Source organism: Armatimonadota bacterium (assembly GCA_013314775.1).
Taxonomy (GTDB): Bacteria; Armatimonadota; Zipacnadia; order Zipacnadales; family JABUFB01; genus JABUFB01.
This window is the reverse complement of sequence record JABUFB010000010.1, coordinates 127,307-150,298: the sequence shown is the minus strand read 5'-3', so window position 1 is coordinate 150,298 and position 22,992 is coordinate 127,307. Positions and strand designations below refer to the sequence as shown.

The 22,992-nt window shown below is 63.1% G+C and carries 17 protein-coding genes; 15 read left to right on the top strand and 2 right to left on the bottom strand.

Translation table 11 applies throughout. The features are described 5' to 3' along the window. Positions 1-15 precede the first annotated feature (15 nt). From HPY44_13665 to HPY44_13635, 7 genes are all read left to right on the top strand, one after another. Complete coding sequence (locus tag HPY44_13665; GenBank protein NSW57054.1) at positions 16-1,839, top strand: right-handed parallel beta-helix repeat-containing protein; 1,824 nt, start codon at positions 16-18, stop codon at positions 1,837-1,839. A 430-nt stretch (positions 1,840-2,269) separates the two neighbouring features. After that, positions 2,270-3,235: a hypothetical protein gene (locus tag HPY44_13660; GenBank protein ID NSW57053.1), complete on the top strand. Its 966-nt coding sequence runs from the start codon at positions 2,270-2,272 to the stop codon at positions 3,233-3,235. Between the two features lie 113 nt (positions 3,236-3,348). After that, complete coding sequence (locus HPY44_13655) at positions 3,349-5,529, top strand: 9-O-acetylesterase (GenBank protein NSW57052.1); 2,181 nt, start codon at positions 3,349-3,351, stop codon at positions 5,527-5,529. 66 nt (positions 5,530-5,595) lie between these two features. After that, entirely contained in the window at positions 5,596-7,479 is a 1,884-nt protein-coding gene (locus HPY44_13650) for a heparinase II/III family protein (GenBank protein NSW57051.1), read from the top strand. Between the two features lie 54 nt (positions 7,480-7,533). Then, positions 7,534-8,946, top strand: a complete 1,413-nt coding sequence (locus tag HPY44_13645) for an alpha-L-fucosidase (protein NSW57050.1) — start codon at positions 7,534-7,536, stop codon at positions 8,944-8,946. A 116-nt stretch (positions 8,947-9,062) separates the two neighbouring features. Next, entirely contained in the window at positions 9,063-10,619 is a 1,557-nt protein-coding gene (locus tag HPY44_13640) for an exo-alpha-sialidase (GenBank protein ID NSW57049.1), read from the top strand. Between the two features lie 36 nt (positions 10,620-10,655). Next, positions 10,656-11,480, top strand: coding sequence for an amidohydrolase (locus tag HPY44_13635; protein ID NSW57048.1), 825 nt, complete (start codon positions 10,656-10,658; stop codon positions 11,478-11,480). Between the two features lie 20 nt (positions 11,481-11,500). Here the strand turns inward: HPY44_13635 and HPY44_13630 are convergent, their stop codons facing one another. Together HPY44_13630 and HPY44_13625 are read right to left on the bottom strand one after the other, a co-directional pair. After that, entirely contained in the window at positions 11,501-12,391 is an 891-nt protein-coding gene (locus HPY44_13630) for a family 16 glycosylhydrolase (GenBank protein ID NSW57047.1), read from the bottom strand. Between the two features lie 37 nt (positions 12,392-12,428). After that, positions 12,429-13,616: an acetylxylan esterase gene (locus tag HPY44_13625; protein NSW57046.1), complete on the bottom strand. Its 1,188-nt coding sequence runs from the start codon at positions 13,614-13,616 to the stop codon at positions 12,429-12,431. 1,273 nt (positions 13,617-14,889) lie between these two features. Here HPY44_13625 and HPY44_13620 point away from each other — a divergent pair. The 8 genes from HPY44_13620 (at position 14,890) to HPY44_13585 (ending at position 22,991) form a co-directional block, all read left to right on the top strand. After that, on the top strand, positions 14,890-15,336 hold the full coding sequence (locus HPY44_13620; GenBank protein ID NSW57045.1) for an ATP-binding protein: 447 nt from the start codon (positions 14,890-14,892) through the stop codon (positions 15,334-15,336). After that, positions 15,329-15,682 carry a serine kinase gene (locus tag HPY44_13615; protein NSW57044.1) on the top strand — a complete coding sequence of 118 codons (354 nt, stop codon included), beginning with the start codon at positions 15,329-15,331 and terminating at the stop codon, positions 15,680-15,682. Before HPY44_13620 ends, HPY44_13615 begins: the two co-directional genes overlap by 8 nt. Beyond that, positions 15,682-16,500, top strand: coding sequence for a PHP domain-containing protein (locus HPY44_13610; GenBank protein ID NSW57043.1), 819 nt, complete (start codon positions 15,682-15,684; stop codon positions 16,498-16,500). The genes HPY44_13615 and HPY44_13610 overlap by 1 nt, the downstream gene beginning before the upstream one ends. Continuing rightward, a complete protein-coding gene (locus HPY44_13605) occupies positions 16,493-17,041 on the top strand; it encodes an ATP-binding protein (protein NSW57042.1) in 549 nt (182 codons plus the stop codon). Before HPY44_13610 ends, HPY44_13605 begins: the two co-directional genes overlap by 8 nt. Positions 17,042-17,212: 171 nt before the next feature. Then, positions 17,213-17,587 (top strand): (2Fe-2S) ferredoxin domain-containing protein, encoded by a 375-nt coding sequence (locus HPY44_13600; GenBank protein NSW57041.1) that lies wholly within the window; start codon positions 17,213-17,215, stop codon positions 17,585-17,587. A gap of 2 nt (positions 17,588-17,589) precedes the next feature. After that, a complete protein-coding gene (locus HPY44_13595; GenBank protein NSW57040.1) occupies positions 17,590-18,069 on the top strand; it encodes an NAD(P)H-dependent oxidoreductase subunit E in 480 nt (159 codons plus the stop codon). Between the two features lie 80 nt (positions 18,070-18,149). Next, the gene (nuoF, locus tag HPY44_13590; protein NSW57039.1) at positions 18,150-21,191 is read left to right on the top strand and encodes an NADH-quinone oxidoreductase subunit NuoF; all 3,042 of its coding nucleotides are present in this window, start codon (positions 18,150-18,152) and stop codon (positions 21,189-21,191) included. Positions 21,192-21,248: 57 nt separating this feature from the next. Beyond that, positions 21,249-22,991 carry an iron hydrogenase small subunit gene (locus HPY44_13585; protein ID NSW57038.1) on the top strand — a complete coding sequence of 581 codons (1,743 nt, stop codon included), beginning with the start codon at positions 21,249-21,251 and terminating at the stop codon, positions 22,989-22,991. Position 22,992: the final 1 nt, after the last annotated feature.

Here is a 22,992-nt window from a genome sequence, read left to right as displayed (position 1 = left end):
CGGAGGATGACTGACATGGCGACTGCGTGCAGGCGGGACGCCCGACACACCGTCGCACTTGTGCTCCTCGCGCTGTGGCTCACCCCGGCGCTTGCACTCGGGCAGCCGGGAGAGACGCTGATCCCCAGGGGCGTACAGGTCACGACCGTCAGTACTGTCGATCAACTGCTGGCCGTCAAGGACCCGGCGGACGGCGCGTACTTCCAGGTCGAGGGCTACCATGCACCCGGCGATGACGGTGGCGGGGTGTTTCGATTCGTCGCGGATTCTGGGGCGGAACCCGACGGCGGCACCGTGCTCAAGCCGGTCGCGGGCGCGGGACGATACCTGCGGGTCTTTGACCCATACGCGGATGTGTACGCCGAGTGGTTCGGGGCATATGGTGACGGCGACGGACCGGATGCCCACGACGACCAGGCGGCCATCAACGCCTGCCTGAAACGGTTCAACCGGGTGAAGCTGCTGGCGAAGACCTATGGTGTCCGGGGCAAGCCGGCGCACTACGACCCAAGCATCACTTACCACTCCATCGACCTTGGCCCGTGGTACCGGATCGAAGGATCCGGTCGAGACAGGACTATCATCCGCCTGCTGGACGGCACGAACCCGGCCGGGAACCGGCGCGGCGACAACTACTTCATCGTTATCGCAAACCGCAACTTCTACGAGAGCGCCGATTACTGTACGGTCCGCGACCTCACTGTCGACTGCAACTTCGATGGACAGGATAAGCACTGCACAATCCACGCTATTCATATTCGGGGCGGCGGCGCACTCGTAGAGCGCGTGAACCTGCGAGGTTACGGGACGGGCTGGGACCCGGCTTCGGGCAACTCGCGGGAGTGTTTCGTGGTTGCACAGACCCTCGTTTACAAGCATGAGGCCTGCCGCATGGCCGCGGTTCTGCGCGATCTGGACTTCACTGACGCCGGGCACAATGGTGACGTGGCCGGGCACGTGGCGGAGATCACCCACATCGGGATCGGAGGGGCGAACAACTTCGACGATCTCAGCTGGATCACCCCGCAGGGCAAGGACCCGGACTTTGACCCCGCCGATGGCGGCGAGAACGAGAACAACTGGTGGCCCTCATACGGCGGGCTGGTAGAAAACTGCCACATCCACGACGTGCGGTATGACCCCGAGACCCAGAAAAGCCCGCTGAACGGCATAACCTACAGCAACTGCATTGGGTTGACCATCCGGGGCAATCGCGTGACCAACTTCGACGGCGCCGGCGTGTTCGTGATGAGCTGGTGGGACCGGTACACCACCATTACCGACAACCTGTTCGAGAATGTGGCGTACGGCGTGTCGCTGCAGATCAAGGGTGAGAACAACCTGCCGATCCAGCATCCGCGCCGGGAGCACACACTGGTGGAGCGCAACCAAATCATCCTTGGCGCCCCACGCAAGAACCCGTGGGGCGCCTCGGGGATCCATCTGTACGGTCAGTCGCTGGGTGAGGGCATCCGCATGCGCAACATTGTCATCCGGGGAAACCACATCACCGGACGGGCCTTCGAAAACGCGAAGGGCGAGATGTCCTACCCCATCGGCATCAGTTTCCAGGTGCTCCACGCGAACTACGCCAACATCGTGATGGAGGACAACGTGATCGACGTGCCGGACTTCCCCACGGATTCCGTCACCATACCGAAGGAGGCCGGGAGCCTGTCCATGCGCTTTTTCCCATTGGCCCGGTGGGACGCCGACAACAACTCGCGCAATGTCGTGTACCGGAACAATCGCGACCCGAAGGGGCGCCTGCTCGCGCCTAGTCTGGTGGACTGGTACTACAAGAATCCCGCGGAATATGGGAAGCCGGCGGTGGATTGACGACGTGGCGCCTCCGACAATGTGCGCCGGCAAAACAAGTCGGCCAGACAGGAGGTTCGGGATCCATTCCGGTGAGATCGGGATGCGTTGGCTCCTGTCCACTGCTGGTGGCACATCCAATGCCGTGCCATGAGGAGGGCGGTTCATCCTGACCCAGGCGCATCCCGGCGGTGCCCGTCTCAGCTGAAGCCGCGGACCGGGTCATCTAGCCCCACCGTCGTTGTGGGGGCATCGGCATCCTTCCTGCCCCTGTAACCCACGCACCCTACCTCCCCCGATGCAAAGTGAAGACAGGGTTGACGTGACCGAGCCCATCACCGCCGAGGCGGCAGGTCCCGCTGCGACAAGACTCAGGCAGGTCTGAAAGGCAGGAGCGGTGAACTTGCCACGAGCCCTGATCACGGCTAACTGAAAGACGGCGGAGGCCGGCATGGACAGGCATCGCTGCGACTGGATGGTTGATGAAGCGCCCTTCGGGATGATGGTGCACTGGATCGCCCCCGGACCTGCTCCGGAGCGTGGGGAACGCATCACCGACCTGGATCGAGCCGTGGACGCGTTCAATCTGGAACGCTTTCTGCAGCAGTTCGAGGAGAGCGGAGCGGGCTGGTTGATCTTCACCATCGGCCAGAACTCCGGCTTTTACGCCAGTCCCAGTGCCACGCTGGATGCCCTCGCCGGCCCGGGGCATTGCTCGAGGCGCGACCTGGTGCTTGAGCTTGCGCAAGGGGTCAAGGCCCTTGGCAAGCGCTTCATCGCCTACCTGCCGGCGGAGGTGAATGCGCCCACGGTCCTGCACGAGCCCTTCGCGTGGAACCCGGAAGACCAGAGCGAGTTCCAGCGGCGGTACACCGCATTCATCCGAGAGTATGCCGAGCGGTTTGGCGAGCTGCTGGATGGCTGGTGGTATGACGGCTGCTATACCTGGCCGGTATTCCACAACAGCCTGTATGACTGGCCACTGTGGGGATCGGCGTCGCGGGCCGGTAACCTCAATGCCGCGCTGGCGTTCAATGACGGGTCTTTCTGTATCGGGATCACCCGGCCGCTATCGGATGAGCAGGACTACCTGTCGGGCGAGGTGGAAGAACTGGTGGACGGGCGTATCCGTCTCGGCCGTGAGGACAACGCTCGCCTCTACCTGCCGGACTCCCGATTTGCTGAGGGCACCCGCTGTCAGTGGCACGCGCTCGTCCCCATCGACTGCTTCTGGGGGCACCATACACCTGGACCCATGGATCCGCCGAAGTATGACGATGACGTTCTCCTGCGCTTCCTGTCCTGTTGCCGGGAAGTACAAGGCGTGGTGACGCTCAATGTGGGTATCTACCAGGAGGGCCACATCGCCGGGGCGACACTCCGGCAGCTTCAGGCCCTGCACCGCGCGCTAAGATGATCCGGTGCTGGAATGTCTCATTGCCGCAGGTTTCGCCGCACCACTGTCGAACTTGCCGTTCAGACTCACGTACCACTAGGGGCTCCTCAGGCGGGCCCATGGAGGCAATGCAGATGCAGTATAGATCGCTCAAGCTTCTCGTCGTCGCGCTGGTCATGGTCGGCGCAGCCACGGCAGGCTGGTCTGATGTGCGGCTGCCCGGCTTCTTTGGCAGCCATATGGTACTGCAGAGAGACATGCCCGTACCGATCTGGGGCTGGGCAGATGCGGGTGAATCCGTTTCGGTGAAGCTCGGGGACATGCCCGCCGTGACAACCACAGCCGGTGCCGACGGCAAATGGAAGGTCTGGCTGCCGGAAATGCCCGCAGGCGGCCCCTTCAGCCTAACCGTCACCGGCAAGAACACGCTGACCCTCGATGACGTCCTCGTGGGCGAGGTATGGCTCTGCTCGGGACAGTCGAACATGGAGTGGGTCGTCTCCAACAGCAACGACCGGGACACTGAGATCGCGTCCGCCCAATACCCCAAGATTCGCCACATCAAGATCCCAAAGATACCCCAGGGACTGCCGCAGGACGACATCAGCGCCCCGTGGGAAGTCTGCTCGCCCGAAACCGTGGGCAATTTCACGGCAGTCGGGTACTTCATGGCCCGGCACCTGCACAAGGAACTCAACGTGCCTATCGGCCTGATCAACAGCTCATGGGGCGGGACGCGCATCGAGCCCTGGATTCCCCCGGTGGGATTCCAGGAAGTCCCGGCGCTTGAAAGCATCGCGAAGCAGGTCGCTCTCGCCGACCCGCGCACCGATGCTTACAAGGACACGCTCAAGAGCTATCTTGGCGCACTTGAGGCCTGGATGGGCACCGCTCGCGAGAGCATGGCGCAGGAGAAGATCCTGGAACCCTCTCCAGCATATCCCAGTGAACTGCTCCCGCTCACCGGGCCCCAGCAGCCCACGAGCCTTTACAACGGGATGATCCACGCGCTGATCCCGTACGCGATCAGGGGGGCCATCTGGTACCAGGGCGAGTCGAACCACGGCGAGGGCATGCTCTATACCGAGAAGATGCGGGCGTTGATCCAGGGATGGCGCAAGCTCTGGGGACAGGGCGACTTCCCCTTCTACTACGTGCAGATCGCGCCTTACAGCTACGGCACGGAAGACCCCTACGTTCTTCCGACTTTCTGGGAAGCACAAGCCGCGGCGCTGAGTATTCCCGGGACCGGAATGGCGGTGGCCAATGACATTTCCGACCTGAACGATATCCATCCCCGCAACAAACAGGATGTGGGCAAGCGCCTGGCGTTGCTTGCCCTGAAGAACGATTATGGGCGGCCCGAGACTGTGGCCTCCGGCCCGACCTTCAAAGCCCTGGAGATCGAGGCTGGCAAGCTCAGGGTGCGGTTCGACAACGTGGGCAGCGGCCTGGTATCCCGGGACGGCAAGCCCCTCAACTGGTTTGAGATCGTGGGCGCCGAGACCGACTTCACCCCGGCTGACGCGGTAATCGAGGGTGACAGCGTGGTCCTGTCCTCTCCGCAGGTGCCGGACCCGGTGGCCGTGCGATTCGCCTGGCACAAGAACGCTGAGCCGAACCTGTCCAACCGCGAGGGCCTGCCCGCCGTTCCCTTCCGCGCGGGCGAAGTGCCGACGCGAGACTGGCTGAAGCTCAAAGTCGGAGAGGCCCGGGACTTCGTACTGGTGTATGACCTGGACCTCTCCAAACTGGGGAAAGACGTCGCCTACACGGTGGATAACCACAGCAGCATCACAGGCGGGTTCAGCCGCGTGGCGTACTTCCTGGAACTGGAGACGGCCGGGCAGGGCACGCAGTGGGTCTACGTGTCGATGGATCCTTTCACCCAGGACCCGGGTAAGATCGGGGTCCCGACCCTTGCCAGCAAGGCTGTGTTCCAGACCCGAGTGAAGAACATGAATGTGCTGTCCAACGTGCCGGGGATCGTCACGGGAAACAGCCTCACCGGCGGGAACATCGAGTTCTGGCCACACAACTACGGCCAGCCCAATGCCATCGGCATCCCCAATGCCTCGGCGAGTGTGTGGGACTTCGGCGACCAGTATGGTCCGCCGGAGGATGGCTATGGCTCGATGCAGGTCCACAACCATGAGGCGAAGCAGACCATCTTCGCCATCAATAACTGGAAGGCCGGCGGGAACGCGGATATCGGCATCGGCAACAGCGACGGCGACACCCGCGACTGGACCTTCAAGCACAACGCGTCGTCGTATTCGCTCAAGCGCCTGCGGGTGCTCGTGAAGCCCAACTAGAGGCGGCTATGGCAAGAGAACGGGCGCGTGGCAATCCGCGCGCCCTGAGTCTTCGAGGGATCACTTATGCTGTCACAGAGATGGTCGCAAGCCGAGATCGAGAAACTGCTTGTGCCGCGAGACGAATGGAGGCCTTTCGCCACCGCGTCGGAACGTGAAGCCTGGGATGACCTGCCGGAGCCACTGCGAGAGGCACAGATCGCGCGAGGCCGGGAAAAGCTGGGCTTCGACTGGCCCTTCCTTCCCGCGGCGCGGTACCTGGATTACGCCCGCGACGGCAACCGCTCCCGGTACGAGACCCTCTGCCACAGGCGCCGGACTGCCCTGTGCGATCTGGTGATCGCCGAGTGCACCGAGGGGCAGGGCGCGTTCCTGGACGAGATCACCAACGGCGTCTGGGGGGTGTGCGAGGAATCATCCTGGTGCATTCCGGCACACATTGGCGTCCAGAAAGCGGGCAGAGGACTGCCGGATGTGACCGAGCCCGTCGTTGACCTGTTCGCGGCCGAGACTGGCGCGCTGCTGGCCTGGACGCTGTACTTGCTGGCCCCCGGGCTGGACACGGTGTCGCCGCTCATAGTGCCTCGCATCCGGATGGAGATCGAGAACCGGATTCTGGCTCCGGTGATGGAACGCGACGACTTCGGCTGGATGGGCCTGCATGGGCAGAATGTCAACAACTGGACCCCGTGGATTTGCTCCAACTGGCTCACCTGCGCTCTGCTGCTGGAAGAGGACGAGACGCGGCGCGCTGCCCACGTGGTCAAGGCGATGCAGGTGGTGGACAAGTTCATTGACCCCTATCCGGCGGATGGGGGCTGCGATGAGGGCCCGGGTTACTGGGGACGCGCCGGCGCCTCGCTGTATGACTGCCTGGACCTGCTGCACAGCGCAACGAGGGGTGCGGTGGATGTTTTCGACGAGCCCCTGATCCAGGAGATCGGCCGATTCATATACCGGGTGCAGATTGCAGGCCGGTACTATGTGAACTTCGCCGATGCCGCTGCGATCCAGCAGGTCGATCCCGGAGTAACCTACGGCTATGGCAAAGCCATCGACGACCCCGAGATGATGCAGATGGGGGCCTGGCTTGCGAAGGATCAAGAGACCCTGACGAAGGGGCCCACCTCGAGCCTTGGCCGCCGCCTGCGCACCGTCTTTTCACTGGCTGAGATGCAGAGCTGTCCGGCAGTGCAGCCGCTGCCGCGGGACTCCTGGTTGCCTGTGATCGAGGTCATGACTACCCGCGACCGCACCGGGAAGATTGAGGGCCTGTTCGTTGCGGCCAAGGGCGGTCACAATGCTGAAAGCCACAATCACAATGACGTGGGGAGCTTCATTGTCTTCCAGGGCGGCAAGCCGGTTCTGGTGGATGCGGGGGTCGAAGCATACACCGCGAAGACATTCAGCGGCCGGCGCTACGAGATCTGGACCATGCAGTCAGCCTATCACAATCTGCCCACCATCAACGGCGTCCAGCAGGCCCCAGGGAAGCAGTTCGCGGCCCGGGATGCCCGGTGTTACGCAGACGACCTCGCATCCACATTGAGCCTGGACATCGCTGGGGCGTATCCGGCCGAGGCGAAGGTGAAGCGGTGGGAGCGCGCGGTGCGTCTTGTGCGCCAGATGGAGGTCGCTATCGAAGACCGGTACGAGCTTGAGGAGGCGTCAGGGGAGACCGTGCTGCATCTCATAACTCCGTGCGAGGTGGAGCGGGCAGGTCCGGGGCGTCTGGTGCTCAACCGCGCCCAGTTGCCGGAGGGTCGTGAGACGGGCGTCGGCTTTCTGGAATATGACTCGGACCTGCTGCGAATGGAATTGGATGTGGTTCCACTCACAGATGGCCGCCTGCAGGGGATCTGGGGCGAGCGACTCATCCGTATCAATCTGCGGGTGGTGTCCAATGAGGCCCGCGGGGAGATCACCGTTCGCTTCGTGCCTGCGGAGTAGGGACACACACTTTGGCGCCCGTGTTTCGGGCACATTACGAGAAGAGGGCGGATCATGGGCATCATCACTCCTCCCGGGCCGTTCAAGCCCACCTGGGACTCCCTTACCGGTTACCGCGTTCCCGACTGGTACATGGATGCCAAGTTCGGCATCTTCATCCACTGGGGCGTCTACGCGGTCCCAGCTTTCGGCAATGAATGGTATCCGCGAAACATGTACTGCCGAGGCTCGCGGGAGTTCGAGCACCACATCGCGACCTACGGCCCGCAGACCGAGTTCGGCTACAAGGACTTCATCCCGAAGTTCACCGCCGCCAGGTTTGACCCGAAAGAGTGGGCCAGGCTCTTCAGAGACGCTGGCGCGCGCTACGTGGTGCCGGTGGCCGAACATCATGACGGTTACCAGCTCTATGAGTCCGCGCTCTCTGACTGGAACTCCATGAAGATGGGCCCGAAGCGCGACATAATCGGCGAGTTGGCCCAGGCGACGCGCGACGAGGGCATGGTCTTCGGGGTGTCCTCACACCGGGCCGAACACTGGTGGTTCATGAACGGCGGCAAGGAGTTCGACTCAGACGTCCAGGACCCGCAATTCGCCTCTCTGTACGGGCCTGCGCAGCCCAAGGAGACCCAGCCCGACCAGGAGTACCTCGAGGACTGGCTCGCTCGATGCTGCGAATTGGTTGACAAGTACCGGCCCCAGGTCTTCTGGTTCGACTGGTGGATTGAGGAGCCTGCTTTCCGGCCCTATCTCAAGCGTTTCGCGGCCTACTACTACAACCGCGCGGCGGAGTGGGGCACAGGTGTGGTGATCAACTACAAGAATGACGCCTACCCCCCATCGGCCGCTGTTTTCGACATCGAGCGCGGAAAGCTGGAGAACAAGCGAGACTATTTCTGGCAGACGGATACCTCATTGAGCTTCCGCTCCTGGGGATACATCGAGAATGACGAGTTCCGCACCGTTGCCTCGGTCGTGCACGATCTGGCGGACATCGTGAGCAAGAACGGATGCCTGCTCCTCAACGTGGGGCCGCGCGCGGACGGCACGATTCCGGACGAAGCCGCCAACTGCCTGCGCGGGGTGGGCAAGTGGCTGGCAGTCAACGGTGAGGCCATATACGGCACTCGCCCGTGGGTAGTGTATGGTGAGGGCGAGACTCCCGTTCCGGCTGGTTTCCGGGAGCACGAGCAGCAGCCTTACACCGTTCGGGATGTGCGCTTCACCACCAGCGCCTCGAAGCTGTACGCAATCGTCCTCGGAGTACCTGACGACCGCAAGCTCACTATCCAGTCGTTGAGCTCCAGCCTGAAGCTGTATACGAGTGGGATCGCCGACGTGTCTCTGCTGGGTTACAGCGGCACAGTGGAATGGAGCCGCGATGCCGCTGGTCTGCATGTGACGCTGCCCGGCGACGCTGCCCTGGAACACGCGGTGACGCTGGCGATCACGCCGGATATGGCATGACCTGGATGATGCGGCAGAAAGCCGGTGAAAGCAGACGAGGGATGCAGTGGTTGCTGCTTGGGCTTGTGTTCGCGCTCTGCGTTGCAGTCCCTGCACCGGCACAGGAAGGAGCCGTAATGCCTGACCGCCCCGACATTTCCGACGCCGCGCTCACTCCGCCGCCGGTGATCTTGAATCCGGGGCCGGAGTATGGGCCGGAGACCCGCTCTTTCCAGGGCATCCCGGGCATCGAGAGGGCCGCGAACGGTCGTCTGTGGGCCACGTGGTACGGCGGAGGCCCAACGGAGGGTCCGTGGAACTACGTGATGCTCAATACCAGTGCTGACGACGGGCAGACTTGGTCCGATCTGGTGCTGGTCGTAAACCCGCCTGACCCGGTTCGTGCTTTCGACCCCTGCCTGTGGATCGACCCGCTGGGTCGCATGTGGCTCTTCTGGGCGCAGGCCTGGGATCTGTGGGACGGACGGGGCGGCGTTTGGGCGATTGTCAGTGAGAACCCGGGAGATGAGTCCCCGAACTGGAGCACGCCGCGCCGCCTGTGCGATGGGGTCATGATGAACAAGCCCGTGGTGCTGAGCAGCGGCGAATGGGTGCTGCCGGCGGCGGTCTGGGCCAATGCGCCTTCCGTCCAGCCGGGGCATCTGCGCAAGGCCGAAGACCCTACCGGCTCGAACATGGTGGTCTCTACAGACCAGGGCGAGACCTGGGCGTATCGGGGCGGGGCGGATATTCCGGGGCGCTCCTGCGACGAGCATCATATCATCGAGCGCCTCGATGGATCTCTGTGGCTACTGGCCAGGGCATCCTACGGGATCGGCGAGAGCTTCTCCACCGACAAAGGCCGCACATGGGCGCCCGGAAGACCTTCGTGGATACCCCACGTGCCCACGGCTCGATTTTTCCTGCGCCGACTGGATTCCGGGAACCTGCTTCTGGTGAAACACTCGCCTCCAGACGGCCGCACGCGCTCCCACTTGACCGCGTATCTGTCCGAGGACGACGGGAGGACCTGGCAGGGCGAGCTGCACATTGACGACCGAGTGGGCGTTTCGTATCCGGATGCCACGCAGGCGGAAGACGGCACCATCTACCTTATCTATGACTACTCCCGTTACGCCGAGAAGCTGGTGCTTATGGCGACCTTCACCGAGGCGGATGTGCTCGCTGGGGAAAATGCTTCGGGCAAGCTGCGACTGAGGGTGGAAGTCAACCGCGCCACCGGCACGCTGGAGCACAAGCCGCTGCAACTGTCGGACAATGCAGACGGCGCGCCGCTCATGAAGGGTTCGGCGGCGACTTTCGCTGAGCAGGAAGGCGAGTGGGCGCCGCTGGAGATCGGCGCGCAACTCTTTCTGAACCGCACCACCCACAAGGTCGAGGCGATCCCCGATCCGCTCAAGGGCGCGCGGTTCCTGCGGGGCAACATCGACCGCATCCGGGCCACGGTGGACAAGCCCGGCGTCGTCTGGGTGCTGACGCCCACACCGGAACGCAACAAAGACAGTGTGGAGCTTGCCCTCTACCGCGCCGGGTTCGCGAAGTCCAACTTGCCGGAGTTTGTCTTCTTCGGCGGTTCGCCGGCCAATGCGGTGACGTTGTTCCAGAAGGAGTGCGACGCGGGTGAGAAGATCGAGCTGGGCAAGTGGGGAGTTGTGGTTCTGCCGGCGAAGTGAGACTAATGCGGGTGGGACACTGGAGGGACCCAAAGCATGCGCGTCTGGGATTGTCATTGCCACCTGAAGGGTACGGAGACCGGGCAGTATGTCATCGACCAGATGAATGCCGCGGGGATTGAGCGCATCAACCTGTTCTCCGCCTACCCAGGGCGGGGGCTCGCGCCCCATGAGACGGCCACCCACGCCGAAGTGCGCCGGGTCATCGACCACGTCGCCGAAGTCCAGAGCGCCGACCCGGGCCGCATCTACGGGCTGATCTGGGCGAACCCGCGAGCTGAAGGCATGGTAGAGGAGATCGAACGCGGCATTGTGGACCTGGGCCTGCGGGGGGTGAAGATGATCCCGGACCATTGGTCGCCCTGTGACGATCTGCCTGTCCCCGTGTTCGAGAAAGTGCAGGAGCTGGGCAAGCCGATCCAGTTCCATTCCGGCATCCTGTACGGTTTTGGCGACAGTTCCCGCTTCTGCCGGCCGGTGCTGTACGAGGCGCTGCTGAACTTCCCCGGTCTGCGGTTCTCGCTCGCGCACATCAGCTGGCCCTGGGTGGACGAGTGCATCGCGGTGTTCGGGCGATTTCGGGCGGCCTCGGGCTACAAGCTCGAGAACTGCCAGATGTGGATCGATACCTGCCGGGGGACGCCTGATGCCTGGCGCGAGGAGGCTCTGCGCAAAGCGGTGCCCTTCTGTGGCGTGGAGCGGCTCATGTTCGGGGTGGATTCCAGCCCCGATGGCCTGGCGCAGAATGCCCCGGTGCATGCGCGCAAGGATCACGACATTCTGCGCAATGTGCTGGGGCTGTCACAGGAGCAGATGGACATGTTCTTTTTCGGCGCCTGCGAGGCGTTCTGGGGCGAGTAGGCGGACACCCCGATTGCTCTTTACTGCCCGCCTTCGACGTGTTTCCAGGCGCGCACGTACTCGATGCTGAAAGTCGAGGGCAGGTCCTCATCCTTCGGCAGGCCGAACCAGTCGGGCATGGTCTCGCTGTCGAAGTTGAGGGTTAGTGGCTGGTGCCAGTGGGTATTCGGCCCTCTGCGCACCAGCGCGCCGTCCACGAAGAATTTGATCTCCTTCTCGTCCCACTCCAGCCCGTAGACATGGTAATCGTCGGCGAGGTCAAAGGGCGCTTCGTAGATACCCGCCCGGCACCAGTGTTCTTTGTCCTCCGGGGTGAAGAACACGTGTACGTTCATGTGCACCTTGCGTTTGTGCTCGGGCGCGCCGGCACCCATTTCGAACATGTCGATCTCCGTCCAGCGCTCGCTGTCATGGTTATAGAACCAGAACGCGCTGGAACCGTGGGACTTCATGGGCTTCGCGCAGACCTCGAAGTACCCGTACAATACGGTCCCCTTGCTCTTCACTGCCGCCGAAGCCCACGTGTGGTAACCCTTCGCCCTCAGTTCATCCGGCGGCTCCTGCCTCGACATAGTCAGTTGCAGCTTTCCATCGCTAACGCGCACGTTGTCCCGCGAGAAGAACGCCGGCTGCCGACCAAGCCATTCGGGATTGGTCGGCCACCACTTCTCCGGGTCCAGGGTATTGCCCTCGAATTCGTCGGTCATGGGCAGGTAGGGCACCCAGTTGCCGGCGTTCTGTTGGTCGGACAGCGGGAGGGCGTCGGTCACTCGTTGAGGCGCCGCCGCCGGCAGGTCCGGTCGGTAGTTGGTGAATTCCGACGGATCGGGACGCTCCGGAGCGCCCGATGCGCAGACCGCCAGCAGCGAACAGAACGCTGCTGCGGCCGGAATAGCGAGGGCGAAAGACATGGTTGGGCCTCCTGCCAGGGAATGGGATCCGCAGCGACTACTCTTCCCTCAACACCTCGTGCTCCGTGCTGACCACGAGGTCGCGTTCGTCGAACAGGTTCAGGTAGTAGACCGTCGCGCCGTCGGGAAGTTCGGCGGTCACGAGACCGCCCTCGCCGATCTCGGCAGGGACTGCTTCCCAATGACGGTCCGGCCAGTTGCCCAGGTCCCTTGTGAAGTTCAGTTCGGCTTTGATGATCGGCACGGGGCTTCGGAACGTGGCCCAGACCTTGTTCCCGTTACGTCCCCAGCCGGTGACCTTCGCCAGACCCGGGCCGCCTTTGAGGAAGTAGTCAGCGAACGCGTGGATTTCCGCCGGGGCCTCGCCTGCCGGGCCGTGACCGTGGGGCATGCGCAGGCGGATGCACAGGTCCCGGGTTCCCTGGGTCTCTCGGTACGATTTCTGCAGCGCCGGGAACCAGTACGCAAAGTCATTGCTGCCGGTGACCCAGAGCATGGGCGTAGCGCTGAACTTCAGGTAGTTCGACGGGTCCCACCAGCGCATCCATCGTTCGGTACGCTCTCCACCGAGGCTTCGGACAGCGGAGCCGAAGCTGGTCTCCAGGTAGTACCCGCAACCGTAGACGGGCACCGCGAATCTGAACCGGTTGTCTATGCCTGCGATGATGCAAGTGAGGTAGCCGCCCCACGAGATGCCCGTCAGGCCGATGCGGTCGGGGTCAACCTGGGGCAGTGAGCGCAGCAGAGAGTGACCAAGGATCGCGGCTGATACCGCGTGGTAGGTCCATTGATCCTCGCGGGGCCAGTCGATCTGGCCGAAGCCTCCCCAGCCCGGCGGGCCGCCGTCGGGATGTCGAGGGCGGGCACCGTGCTCGCCGCCGGAGGTGCAGCCGCAGGTGTCCATGGAAATCGCCGCATAGCCCCGATCATTCCACATCCTCACCCAGCCGGCGAATGCGGTGCCTCCGCCGCCATGAACCAGGACCATCGCCGGGACCTTCTCGCCTTCGGGAACATTGGGAATACCCAACCACGCGAAGACTTTCGTGGGTCTGCCGCGGAAGGGCTCGCCCTCATAGAAGATAGCTTGCAGTCCTGGTTCGTCATAGCCTTCGGCGAGTTCGTAAGCGGGCGGCTTTGAGAGCCTGTTGAGGTCCCACATGGGGCCCTCGGGGTCGGTGGGGGGCTCAATGACCCGTGCCGCTTCTTTCGCCGCCCGCTCCATTTCATCTTCAGTTGCGGTGCCGGCAGTCAGCGTCACTTCGCGGGTGGACTTCGCCGGGATGTCCACCTGCCAGACCTGATGATTGGTCGCGAATGGTCCCCAGACCCGGGTGCCGCCCTTGATCTCGAGCTTCGCGGGCCCGATGAACCACGTGGAATCCGTCCAGTTCGCTTCAAGGGGCGCTTTCCAGTACTCTCCCGCGTTGTCCCGCGCCGCCTGCACCGCCGGGGTGAAGACGATCACGTAGACCATGTTTCTCTCAGTTCTGTTGGTGAGCTTCCAGGTGATGGTATCCGGCCCGAACACGGACACTTGTTCGGCCTTCTCGCCGCGCGCCGATATGGTGTTTGCGTCGGGGCGGGTGATCTCAGGCAGCGGCAAGACGCCGTCCTGGTAGAAGTAGGCTCCCTGCGGGCCGCGAAAGAACTCCTTGTCGGCGATGGTGAGCTTCGAGACGTAGCCTTCTTTCGTAACGGCGGCCCGATAGGTGGTTGCTGACACTTCCTGCCCGTTTTCGGCGGATTGAATCACAACTGACGCCTCCTGGGCGTGGGCGGTGTTGAGGAGCGCAAAGGTGACGGCCAGTGCGGCGCGGACGCCGTGACTGCAGAGCATTGGGTGGGCCTCTGGCGGATCCCCCAGATGCGGGGGGAAGTAGGTCCGAGGGCGCTGCTTTGTATGGTCTGTGAACCATAAACTTCGCCGCCGGTTCGTCCGCGCCCTCCTGCAGTGCGGGCCTGCAGGATGTTTTGCCGCGCATCGCGGGGTTGATTGAGAAAAGATGCACAAACAGCTTGACACCTTCAGGAATCACCGTAGAATGTTGATTCATTGACTAGGCACTGCACGCAGTAGATTCGCGGCACAGCCAGGAGCGATCCCTCTGAAGCTCGCCGATGCTACTCATGCACTGCAAGCCGACCCCATCGTACCCGCGGTTGACCCGGATGTCCCTGTAACCGGGTGCTTCGCCGCGGACCTGATGAGTGACGTCCTTGCGTTCGCCAGACAGGGGTCACTCCTTCTCACGGGACTCACAACCGATCAGACTATCCGAACGGCCGCGATCAGGCACTTGGTCGCGGTCGTTGTCGTTGAGGGCAAGCAGATCGGGAGCGATATGATCGACGCCGCAACCGAAGAGAACATCCCTGTATACCGCACGCCTCTGTCCAAGTACGAGGCGTGCGGACTGCTTATGCAGGCCGGTCTGCGGCCATATCGCGCGAATTCGGGGGCCCAGGAATGAGGCAGGGCAGGCGCACCGCGAACCATGGATGATCAGCCCCTGTGCCATCATGAGTTCCCGATCCTGGGCAGCGCCTACTTTCTCGGCGGCCGTGCATCCACGTCAGTCAAGCGGGTCCTGTCGGAAGCCGGCGTGGACGGGGAGACGATCCAGCGGGTGAGTGTGGCCTGCTACGAGGCGGAGATGAACGTGGTCCTGCACGCCATCTCCGGCTACATCGCCCTCGATGTGTTCGCGGACAGAGTGGAGGTCAGCGTGAAGGACCGCGGGCCGGGCATCGAGGATATTGAGCTCGCCATGACCCCCGGCTGGTCTTCGGCGACAGAGGAGGCGCGGGCCCTGGGCTTTGGCGCCGGGATGGGTCTGCCCAACATCAAGGGCCAGGCGGACGAGATGGAGATTGAGAGCCCACCCGGGGAGGGCGTGCGCATGAAGCTGGTGTTCAGGCGAGGTGACCGGGGCGATGACTGAAGCCAATACCCTCACCGTGGCCCAGGTTGCCGAGAGCCTCGGGCTGAAAGTCTGCGCAGGCGGGCACAAGCTGGACAGCGAGGTGGTCGGCGCGCTCGTCAGCGACCTGCTGAGTTACGTGATGGCAAACGGCAAGCCCGGGCAGCTGTGGGTGACGATTCAGACCCACTCCAATATCGTGGCAGTAGCGGTGCTCGGGGGATTGGCGGGCATCGTCATCGCCAGCGGCTTCCACCCGGACGAAGACACCACCGGCCGTGCTGAGGAAGAGGACATCCCGATTCTCACCTGCGACGCGCCGGCCTATGAGATTGCCGGGATGCTGTACCAGTTGGGAGTGCGGTAGTGGCAGAGCAAGCATGCCCTGCAGATCCCACTGCAGATCGGAAGCAAGATCAGGTCGCCAAAGCCGGACTTGTCGCAGTGGACCTGCATATTCACTCAGCGCTGTCCCCGTGCGGCGATGGATCGATGCGGCCCGGGGAGGTGCTTCTGAGCGCCGAGCGCCGGCGCATTGCAGTGGTGGGCATCGTCGATCACTGCACCGCGGGCAATGCGAAAGCGTTCCTGGATGCTTCAGCAGCCTTTGATGTACGAGTGCTCGTTGGGCTGGAGGTTGAAAGCGCGGAGGGTGTGCACATCCTTGCGCTCTTTGACAGTCTTGATGCGGCCATGGATATGGACCGCCTTGTCGCGGACCATCTGCCCGACCTTCGTAACCGCCCCGACGTGTTGGGAGAACAGCTGCTTCTGGACGCGTGGGGTCACGTGATCGGGACCGACGATCGCCTCCTGGTGACCGCCACGGACCTGACCATCGAGCAGATCGCCCGTCACACCACAGACCGCCGTGGACTGAGCATCCCGGCCCACGTGGACCGTTCTTTGAACGGTTTGTTCCGCGTGCTTGGCATGGTGCCACCTGACCTGCGCGTGCCGGCGTTCGAGGTCTCGGCGAGCATGGCTCCGGACAGGGCTCGGGCGCGGTGGCCGCAGCTGGCTGAGGTCTGCCTGCTGACAAGCTCGGATGCCCACGTGCCCGAGGATATAGGCCGGGCAATGACCTTCATCAGCCCGGACCTCGCCAGGGCGGAACTGGATGCCTGCGACTGGGGCGAGGAACTGAAGAAAGAGTTGTGCCCCGGGGGTGGTGGAGGTGCGTGAGCTGTCGCTGCATATTCTGGATATCGCCCGCAACAGCGTGGAGGCAGGGGCGCGGAACGTGGCGCTGACGGTGGTCGAAGACCCGGAGCGGGACCGGTTGGAGATCACGCTGCAGGATGACGGGCGGGGGATGGATGCGGAAACCCTGGCGCGGGTCACTGACCCGTTCTACACGACTCGCACCACCCGTCATGTAGGCTTGGGGCTGTCACTGCTCAAGGCCACATGCGAGCAGGCGGGTGGCGTGATGGAACTGACTTCCACGCCGGGCAAGGGGACGCTGGTGCGATGTGTCATGGGGTTATCGAACTTTGACCGACCGCCGCTGGGGGATCTGGCCGCGGTGATACAGTCTCTGGCGTGCGAAACGGAACACACGGAGCTTGTCTATCGCCACATTGTGGGGGATAGCGAGTTCCGGCTCGATACGATGGAGGTGAAACGAGAACTCGAGGCAGACTGCCTTTGTGCCCCGCCGATCCTGCAATGGCTGGGGCGCCATGTGCGCGAAGGATTGCACGACCTGGGGAGCAGAGCCTGACCTGGAACAGGAACTGGCTGTGACCAAGGAGACGCAATGGACCGACGACGTAACCGACGGGACCCGCGCGGCGCCAATGAACCTGAACGAAGCCGGAAGGCCGCCGGCGTAAGTGACAGGCAGCGTGCTTGAGACACGCCCAGACAGTAACAGGAAGGGAGCAGTACGAACTTGAAGAGCGTACAGGAACTGCGAGAGCTGCGAGAACGCACGAAAGCTGCTCTGGCTGTACGGGACAGGGAGGGCGGGCCACGCATTGTGGTCTGCATGGGAACCTGCGGCATTGCCGCCGGCGCCCGCGATGTGCTCCGATCCCTGCTGGAGGAGCTGGAACGGCAGGGCCGTGATGACGTCACCATTACCCAGACCGGATGCAAGGGTCTTTGCGAACGGGAGCCGATGATCGAGGTGCTGATTCCCGGCAGCGCCCCGGTCACCTATGGTTCAGTGACGCCCGACGTGGTCAAGCAGATCGTGGATGACCACATCATCAAGGGCCAGGTCGTCTCCGAGTACGCCATCGCCATCGGATCGGAGGGCAACTGAACATGCTCACGGCTGCACCTATCGCCGAAGACGTTTTCCCCAAGATCGATGCCATCGTGGAAAAGCACGGCGCTGATCCCGATGCCCTCATAGAAATACTCCATGAGGTTCAGGAAGAGGTCGGATACCTGCCCCAGCAGGTGCAGGAGTACATTGCGGACCGCTTGTCCATGCCTCCAGGACAGGTCGAGAGTGTCATCAGCTTCTACAGCTTCTTCACCACCGTTCCGCGTGGGCGCCATATCATCAAGGTCTGCCAGGGAACCGCGTGCTACGTGCGCGGCGGCAAGCGCGTGCTGGATGAAGTTATAAAGCGCGCCGGCTGTGGAGTGGGCGAGACCAGCGAAGACATGCGTTTCAGCGTGGACGTTGTGCGCTGCGTGGGTGCCTGTGGCCTATCGCCAGTCATGACCATCGACGAGGACATCTACGAGCGGGTGAAGCCATCGCAGGTTGCCGACCTGCTCGCACGCTATGAGTAGCGTTCGCAGTGTCTTGCCAGGATGCGCCCAGACCGGGTGCAACTGTTCGACTTCTTCCCTGAAGGGAGCGTAACAACTCGATGCCAACCTACCGGTCACACGTGCTGGTCTGCGCCGGGGCAAGCTGCGTCTCCTCGGGTAGCCATAGCGTATCCGAAGCCCTGGAAGACGCCATCAGCCGGCACGGACTGAGCAATGAAGTGAAGGTCGTACGAACCGGATGCATGGGCTCGTGCGATCTCGGACCCGTTGCCGTGGTGTACCCCGAGGGCGTCTTCTACCAGAAGCTCACGCCCGAGGATGCCGAGATAATCGCCTCTGAGCATCTGCTGAAGGGGCGGCCTGTGGCGCGCCTCATGTATGTCTCAGCGGATGGCGAGACCCCAGCGCTGGACATGGACAGCATCCCCTTCTTCGCGCTGCAGCAGAAGATTGTTCTGCGCAACTGCGGTGAGATAGATCCCACAAATATCGACGAATACATCGCTCGCGACGGATATGAGGCGCTGGCCAAGGTTCTCACGGAAATGACTCCGGAGCAAGTCATCCAGATCATCAAGGACTCCGGCCTGCGCGGACGTGGCGGCGGGGGCTTCCCCACCGGCCTGAAGTGGGAGTTCACCGCCAAAGCCGAGGGCGACATCAAGTATGTGGTGTGCAATGCGGACGAGGGCGACCCCGGCGCGTTCATGGACCGCAGCGTGCTCGAGGGTGACCCGCACAGTGTCATCGAAGCCATGGCCATCGCGGGATACGCCATCGGTGCTAAGAAGGGCTATATCTACGTGCGAGCCGAGTACCCGCTGGCCATCGAGCGCCTGTCTATCGCGCTCACCCAGGCCAGGGAATACGGTCTGCTCGGAGAGAATATCTTCGGCTCTGACCACTCCTTCGACATCGAACTGCGCATGGGAGCAGGCGCATTCGTCTGCGGCGAAGAGACCGCGCTCATGGCGTCCATCGAGGGCAAGCGCGGCGAACCCCGCCCGCGACCGCCCTTCCCCGCACAGAAAGGCCTTTGGCAGCGCCCGACGGTGCTGAACAACGTAGAGACCTTCGCGAACATCGCCCCGATCATTCTGAACGGGCCGGAGTGGTTCGCTTCCATCGGCACCGAGACCAGCAAAGGCACCAAGGTCTTTGCATTGGCCGGGCATGTCAACAACACCGGTCTCGTTGAAGTCCCGATGGGCACCCCGCTGGGCACAATTATCTACGAAATCGGTGGCGGCGTACGCAACAAGCGCAAGTTCAAGGCAGCCCAAAGTGGCGGTCCCTCCGGCGGCTGCATTCCGCCCCAGTTCCTGAATACTCCGGTGGACTATGAGAGTCTCAAGGAACTTGGCTCCATCATGGGTTCCGGTGGTCTCATCGTGATGGACGACACCACCTGCATGGTGGACCTTGCGCGGTTCTTCATCGACTTCGTGCAGGACGAGTCCTGCGGGAAGTGCCCGCCGTGCCGCATCGGGACCCGGCGTATGCTGGAAATCCTGGAGCGCATCTGCCGTGGCGAGGGTCGGCCCGGCGACATCGACCTGCTCCTGGACCTGGGCGAGCAGATCAAGGTCACCAGTCTGTGCGGCCTGGGACAGACTGCTCCCAACCCGGTCCTGAGCACCATTGCGTACTTCCGGGATGAGTACGAGGAGCACATTCGTGACAAACACTGTCGTGCTGGAACCTGCCAGGAAATGATGAAGGCGCCGTGCGAGCATGCCTGCCCTGCTGGGATCGACGTGCCCGCCTACGTCAGCTTCATGGCCGAAGGGCAGATCGACGAAGCGTACGCGGTCATCCGCGACGCCAATCCGTTCCCGTCTGTCTGCGGACGGGTCTGCACCGCCTACTGCGAGGCCCACTGCCGCCGCAGCCAGCTGGACGGCCCTGTCTCAATCCGGCTCCTGAAACGGACGGCCTCGGATTATCGCACCAAGGCGTGGAAGCCTGAGCTTGCTCCGCGCCGCCACAAGAAGGTTGCGGTCATCGGTTCCGGGCCCGCCGGTCTCACCGCCGCGGACGATCTGAACCGCATGGGTTACGATGTGACGGTTTTCGAGAAGGAGCAATTGCCGGGCGGCATGATGGCACTCGGCATTCCTGACTACCGCCTTCCCCAGGATGTTCTGCAGAAGGAAATCCAGGACATCGTGGACCTTGGGGTGGAACTGAAGACCGGCGTGACCTTCGGCAAAGACGTCACCATTACGGATCTGGAAGCCCAGGGCTATGAGGCGATTTTCCTGGCCATCGGCTGCCAACAGGGCATTCCGCTGGACTGCCCGGGCTCCGATGCTGACGGCGTCCTGGACGCCATCAAGTTCCTGAAGGAGCTGGCGCTGGGCCACCAGCCCGAGATCGGCAAGCGCGTGGCAGTCATTGGCGGCGGTGACACCGCGATTGACTCGGCTCGTTCCGCCCTGCGTCTGGGTGCGGACGAGGTGCACCTCGTCTACCGCCGCACTCGAGACGAGATGCCCGCCCATGCTGAGGAGATCGAGGCCGCGGCCCATGAGGGCGTGCAGCTTCACTTCCTCATGGCCCCGAGCGAGATCAAAGTCGAGAACGGCAAGGTGGCCGGGATGGTCTGCCAGCAGATGGAGCTTGGCGACTTCGACAGCTCCGGTCGTCGACGGCCGGTCCCGGTTGAAGGCAGCGAGGTCAAATTCGACGTGGATACGATCATCGCAGCTATCGGCCAGCGGATCGACCCGGAGTGCGCGTGCCTGGAGACCAGCCGCGGCAAGCTGTGCGCCGATCCGGTGACCCTTGCCACCGCGAAAGAGAACGTGTTCGCAGGTGGAGACGCCACCGAGGGGCCGATGACGGTCGTCGACGCCATTGCCGATGGCCACAGAGTCGCCCGGTCGATCCACAGCTATCTGTCGGGCGAGCCAATACCCGAGCCGAAGATCCGCTCGCGCACCCGGGTGTCACAGCAGGTCCTCGCAGCCTTGGAGACCGGCGAGGAGGAGCGCCCGCCCACACCCGTTCCCTGCATTCCGGACAGCTACCGGCGGACTGGTTTCGCCGAGGTCGAAACGGGTTACTCAGTACCCGTGGCCTGCCGGGAAGCGGCGCGTTGTCTGCACTGCGATTACATCGCGATCGAGGAAGACTAGGCGCGGACAGCACGCCTAAACCTGTACTGCCCCAACTCACCAGGAGGACAGTAACCAATGTCGGAGTTCATGGTAACAATCAACGGCCGCGAGGTTCCGGCAAGGCCCGGCATGACGGTGCTCAATGTAGCCCAGCAGGCGGGAATCCATATCCCGACGCTATGCTACCACCCTGATCTGCCCCCCCTCGGCGCCTGCCGTGTCTGCCTCGTGGAGATCGAGGGCGAAAGGGGCCTGCAGCCCTCTTGCTCCTTCCCTGTACGCGAGGGCATGAACATCAAGACCCATTCGCCCAAGGTTCGCAAGGCGCGCCGCACGGTGGTTGAGCTGCTGCTGTCCGATCATCCTTCGGACTGCACCAGTTGCGCTCGGAATGGCTCGTGCGAATTGCAGCAGCTGGCCGAGGAGCTAGGCATCCGCGAGGTGCGCGTGCGTGCGGACTGCCCTGGCCACCCCATCGACGACGTCAGTCTCGCGGTGGTCCGCGACCCGGACAAGTGCATCCTGTGCCGCCGGTGCCTTCAGACCTGTGACATTATCCAGGGGGTATCCGGGCTGCGAGTTCTGGGGCGCGGATATGAGAGCATCATCGGCGCGCCATTCGGGCAGCCACTCGGGCACGCGCTCTGCGTCAACTGCGGCCAATGCATCAACCGCTGCCCCACCGGCGCCCTCACTGAAAAGAGCTACATCAACGAAGTCTGGGAAGCACTCTCGGATCCAGACAAGTTCGTGGTGGTCCAGACCGCACCCGCCGTCCGTGTGGCCCTGGGCGAGAGTCTCGGACTGGCTGCGGGCCAGGTGGTGACCGGCAAGCTCACCAGCGCACTGCGCGAGCTGGGCTTCGATCGAGTCTTCGACACCGACTTCACCGCCGACCTGACCATCATGGAAGAGGGCTACGAGCTGATCAAACGCATTACCGAGGGCGGCGTTCTGCCCCAGATCACCTCATGCAGCCCGGGTTGGATCAAGTTCGTTGAGCATTTCTACCCGCAATTGCTCCCGAACGTCTCCTCCTGCAAGTCGCCGCAGCAGATGTTCGGCGCTGTGGCGAAGACGTATTATGCAGAGGAGGCGGGCATCGATCCGGCGAAGATGGTCGTGGTATCGATCATGCCCTGCACCGCCAAGAAGTATGAGGCGGCCCGCCCCGAGATGTGCGACTCGGGTTACAGGGACGTTGACTACGTGCTGACGACTCGCGAGCTTGCCCAGATGATCAAAGAACAGGGCATCGACTTCGCCAATCTGCCGGACAGCGACTATGACGATCCGCTGGGTGAATCCACAGGAGCCGCAGTGATCTTCGGCGCTACCGGTGGGGTCATGGAAGCTGCGTTGCGCACGGCGTACGAGGTCATCACCGGCGAGAAGCTGGAAAACGTGGACATCCAGGCCGTGCGCGGGATGGCCGGCGTTCGCGAAGCGGTGGTGAAGGTGGGTGACATCGAGTTCAAGGCCGCTGTCGCCCACGGCCTGAGCAACGCCGCGAAGCTGCTGGACAAGGTGGCGGCGGGTGAGGCTGACTACCACTTCATCGAGATTATGGCCTGCCCCGGCGGCTGTCTCGGCGGTGGTGGCCAGCCGATTCCGACGTCGCCTGAGATCCGCCAGAAGCGTATGGACGCTATCTATACCGCTGACGCAGACCTGCCCATCCGCAGGTCACACGAGAACCCGTCTATCGCCCGCATTTACGAGAAGTTCCTGGGTGAACCTTTGAGCCACAAGTCACACCATCTGTTGCACACTGAATATACGCCGCGCACCAAGTCGGCGATTCAGGGCCCCCAGTAGG

Coding starts and splice junctions, on each gene's coding strand:
- HPY44_13665 (NSW57054.1), top strand. CDS start 16: ATGGCGACTGCGTGCAGGCGGGACGCCCGACACACCGTCGCACTTGTG.
- HPY44_13660 (NSW57053.1), top strand. CDS start 2,270: ATGGACAGGCATCGCTGCGACTGGATGGTTGATGAAGCGCCCTTCGGG.
- HPY44_13655 (NSW57052.1), top strand. CDS start 3,349: ATGCAGTATAGATCGCTCAAGCTTCTCGTCGTCGCGCTGGTCATGGTC.
- HPY44_13650 (NSW57051.1), top strand. CDS start 5,596: ATGCTGTCACAGAGATGGTCGCAAGCCGAGATCGAGAAACTGCTTGTG.
- HPY44_13645 (NSW57050.1), top strand. CDS start 7,534: ATGGGCATCATCACTCCTCCCGGGCCGTTCAAGCCCACCTGGGACTCC.
- HPY44_13640 (NSW57049.1), top strand. CDS start 9,063: ATGCCTGACCGCCCCGACATTTCCGACGCCGCGCTCACTCCGCCGCCG.
- HPY44_13635 (NSW57048.1), top strand. CDS start 10,656: ATGCGCGTCTGGGATTGTCATTGCCACCTGAAGGGTACGGAGACCGGG.
- HPY44_13630 (NSW57047.1), bottom strand. CDS start 12,391: ATGTCTTTCGCCCTCGCTATTCCGGCCGCAGCAGCGTTCTGTTCGCTG.
- HPY44_13625 (NSW57046.1), bottom strand. CDS start 13,616: ATGGAGCGGGCGGCGAAAGAAGCGGCACGGGTCATTGAGCCCCCCACC.
- HPY44_13620 (NSW57045.1), top strand. CDS start 14,890: ATGGATGATCAGCCCCTGTGCCATCATGAGTTCCCGATCCTGGGCAGC.
- HPY44_13615 (NSW57044.1), top strand. CDS start 15,329: ATGACTGAAGCCAATACCCTCACCGTGGCCCAGGTTGCCGAGAGCCTC.
- HPY44_13595 (NSW57040.1), top strand. CDS start 17,590: ATGCTCACGGCTGCACCTATCGCCGAAGACGTTTTCCCCAAGATCGAT.
- nuoF (NSW57039.1), top strand. CDS start 18,150: ATGCCAACCTACCGGTCACACGTGCTGGTCTGCGCCGGGGCAAGCTGC.
- HPY44_13585 (NSW57038.1), top strand. CDS start 21,249: ATGTCGGAGTTCATGGTAACAATCAACGGCCGCGAGGTTCCGGCAAGG.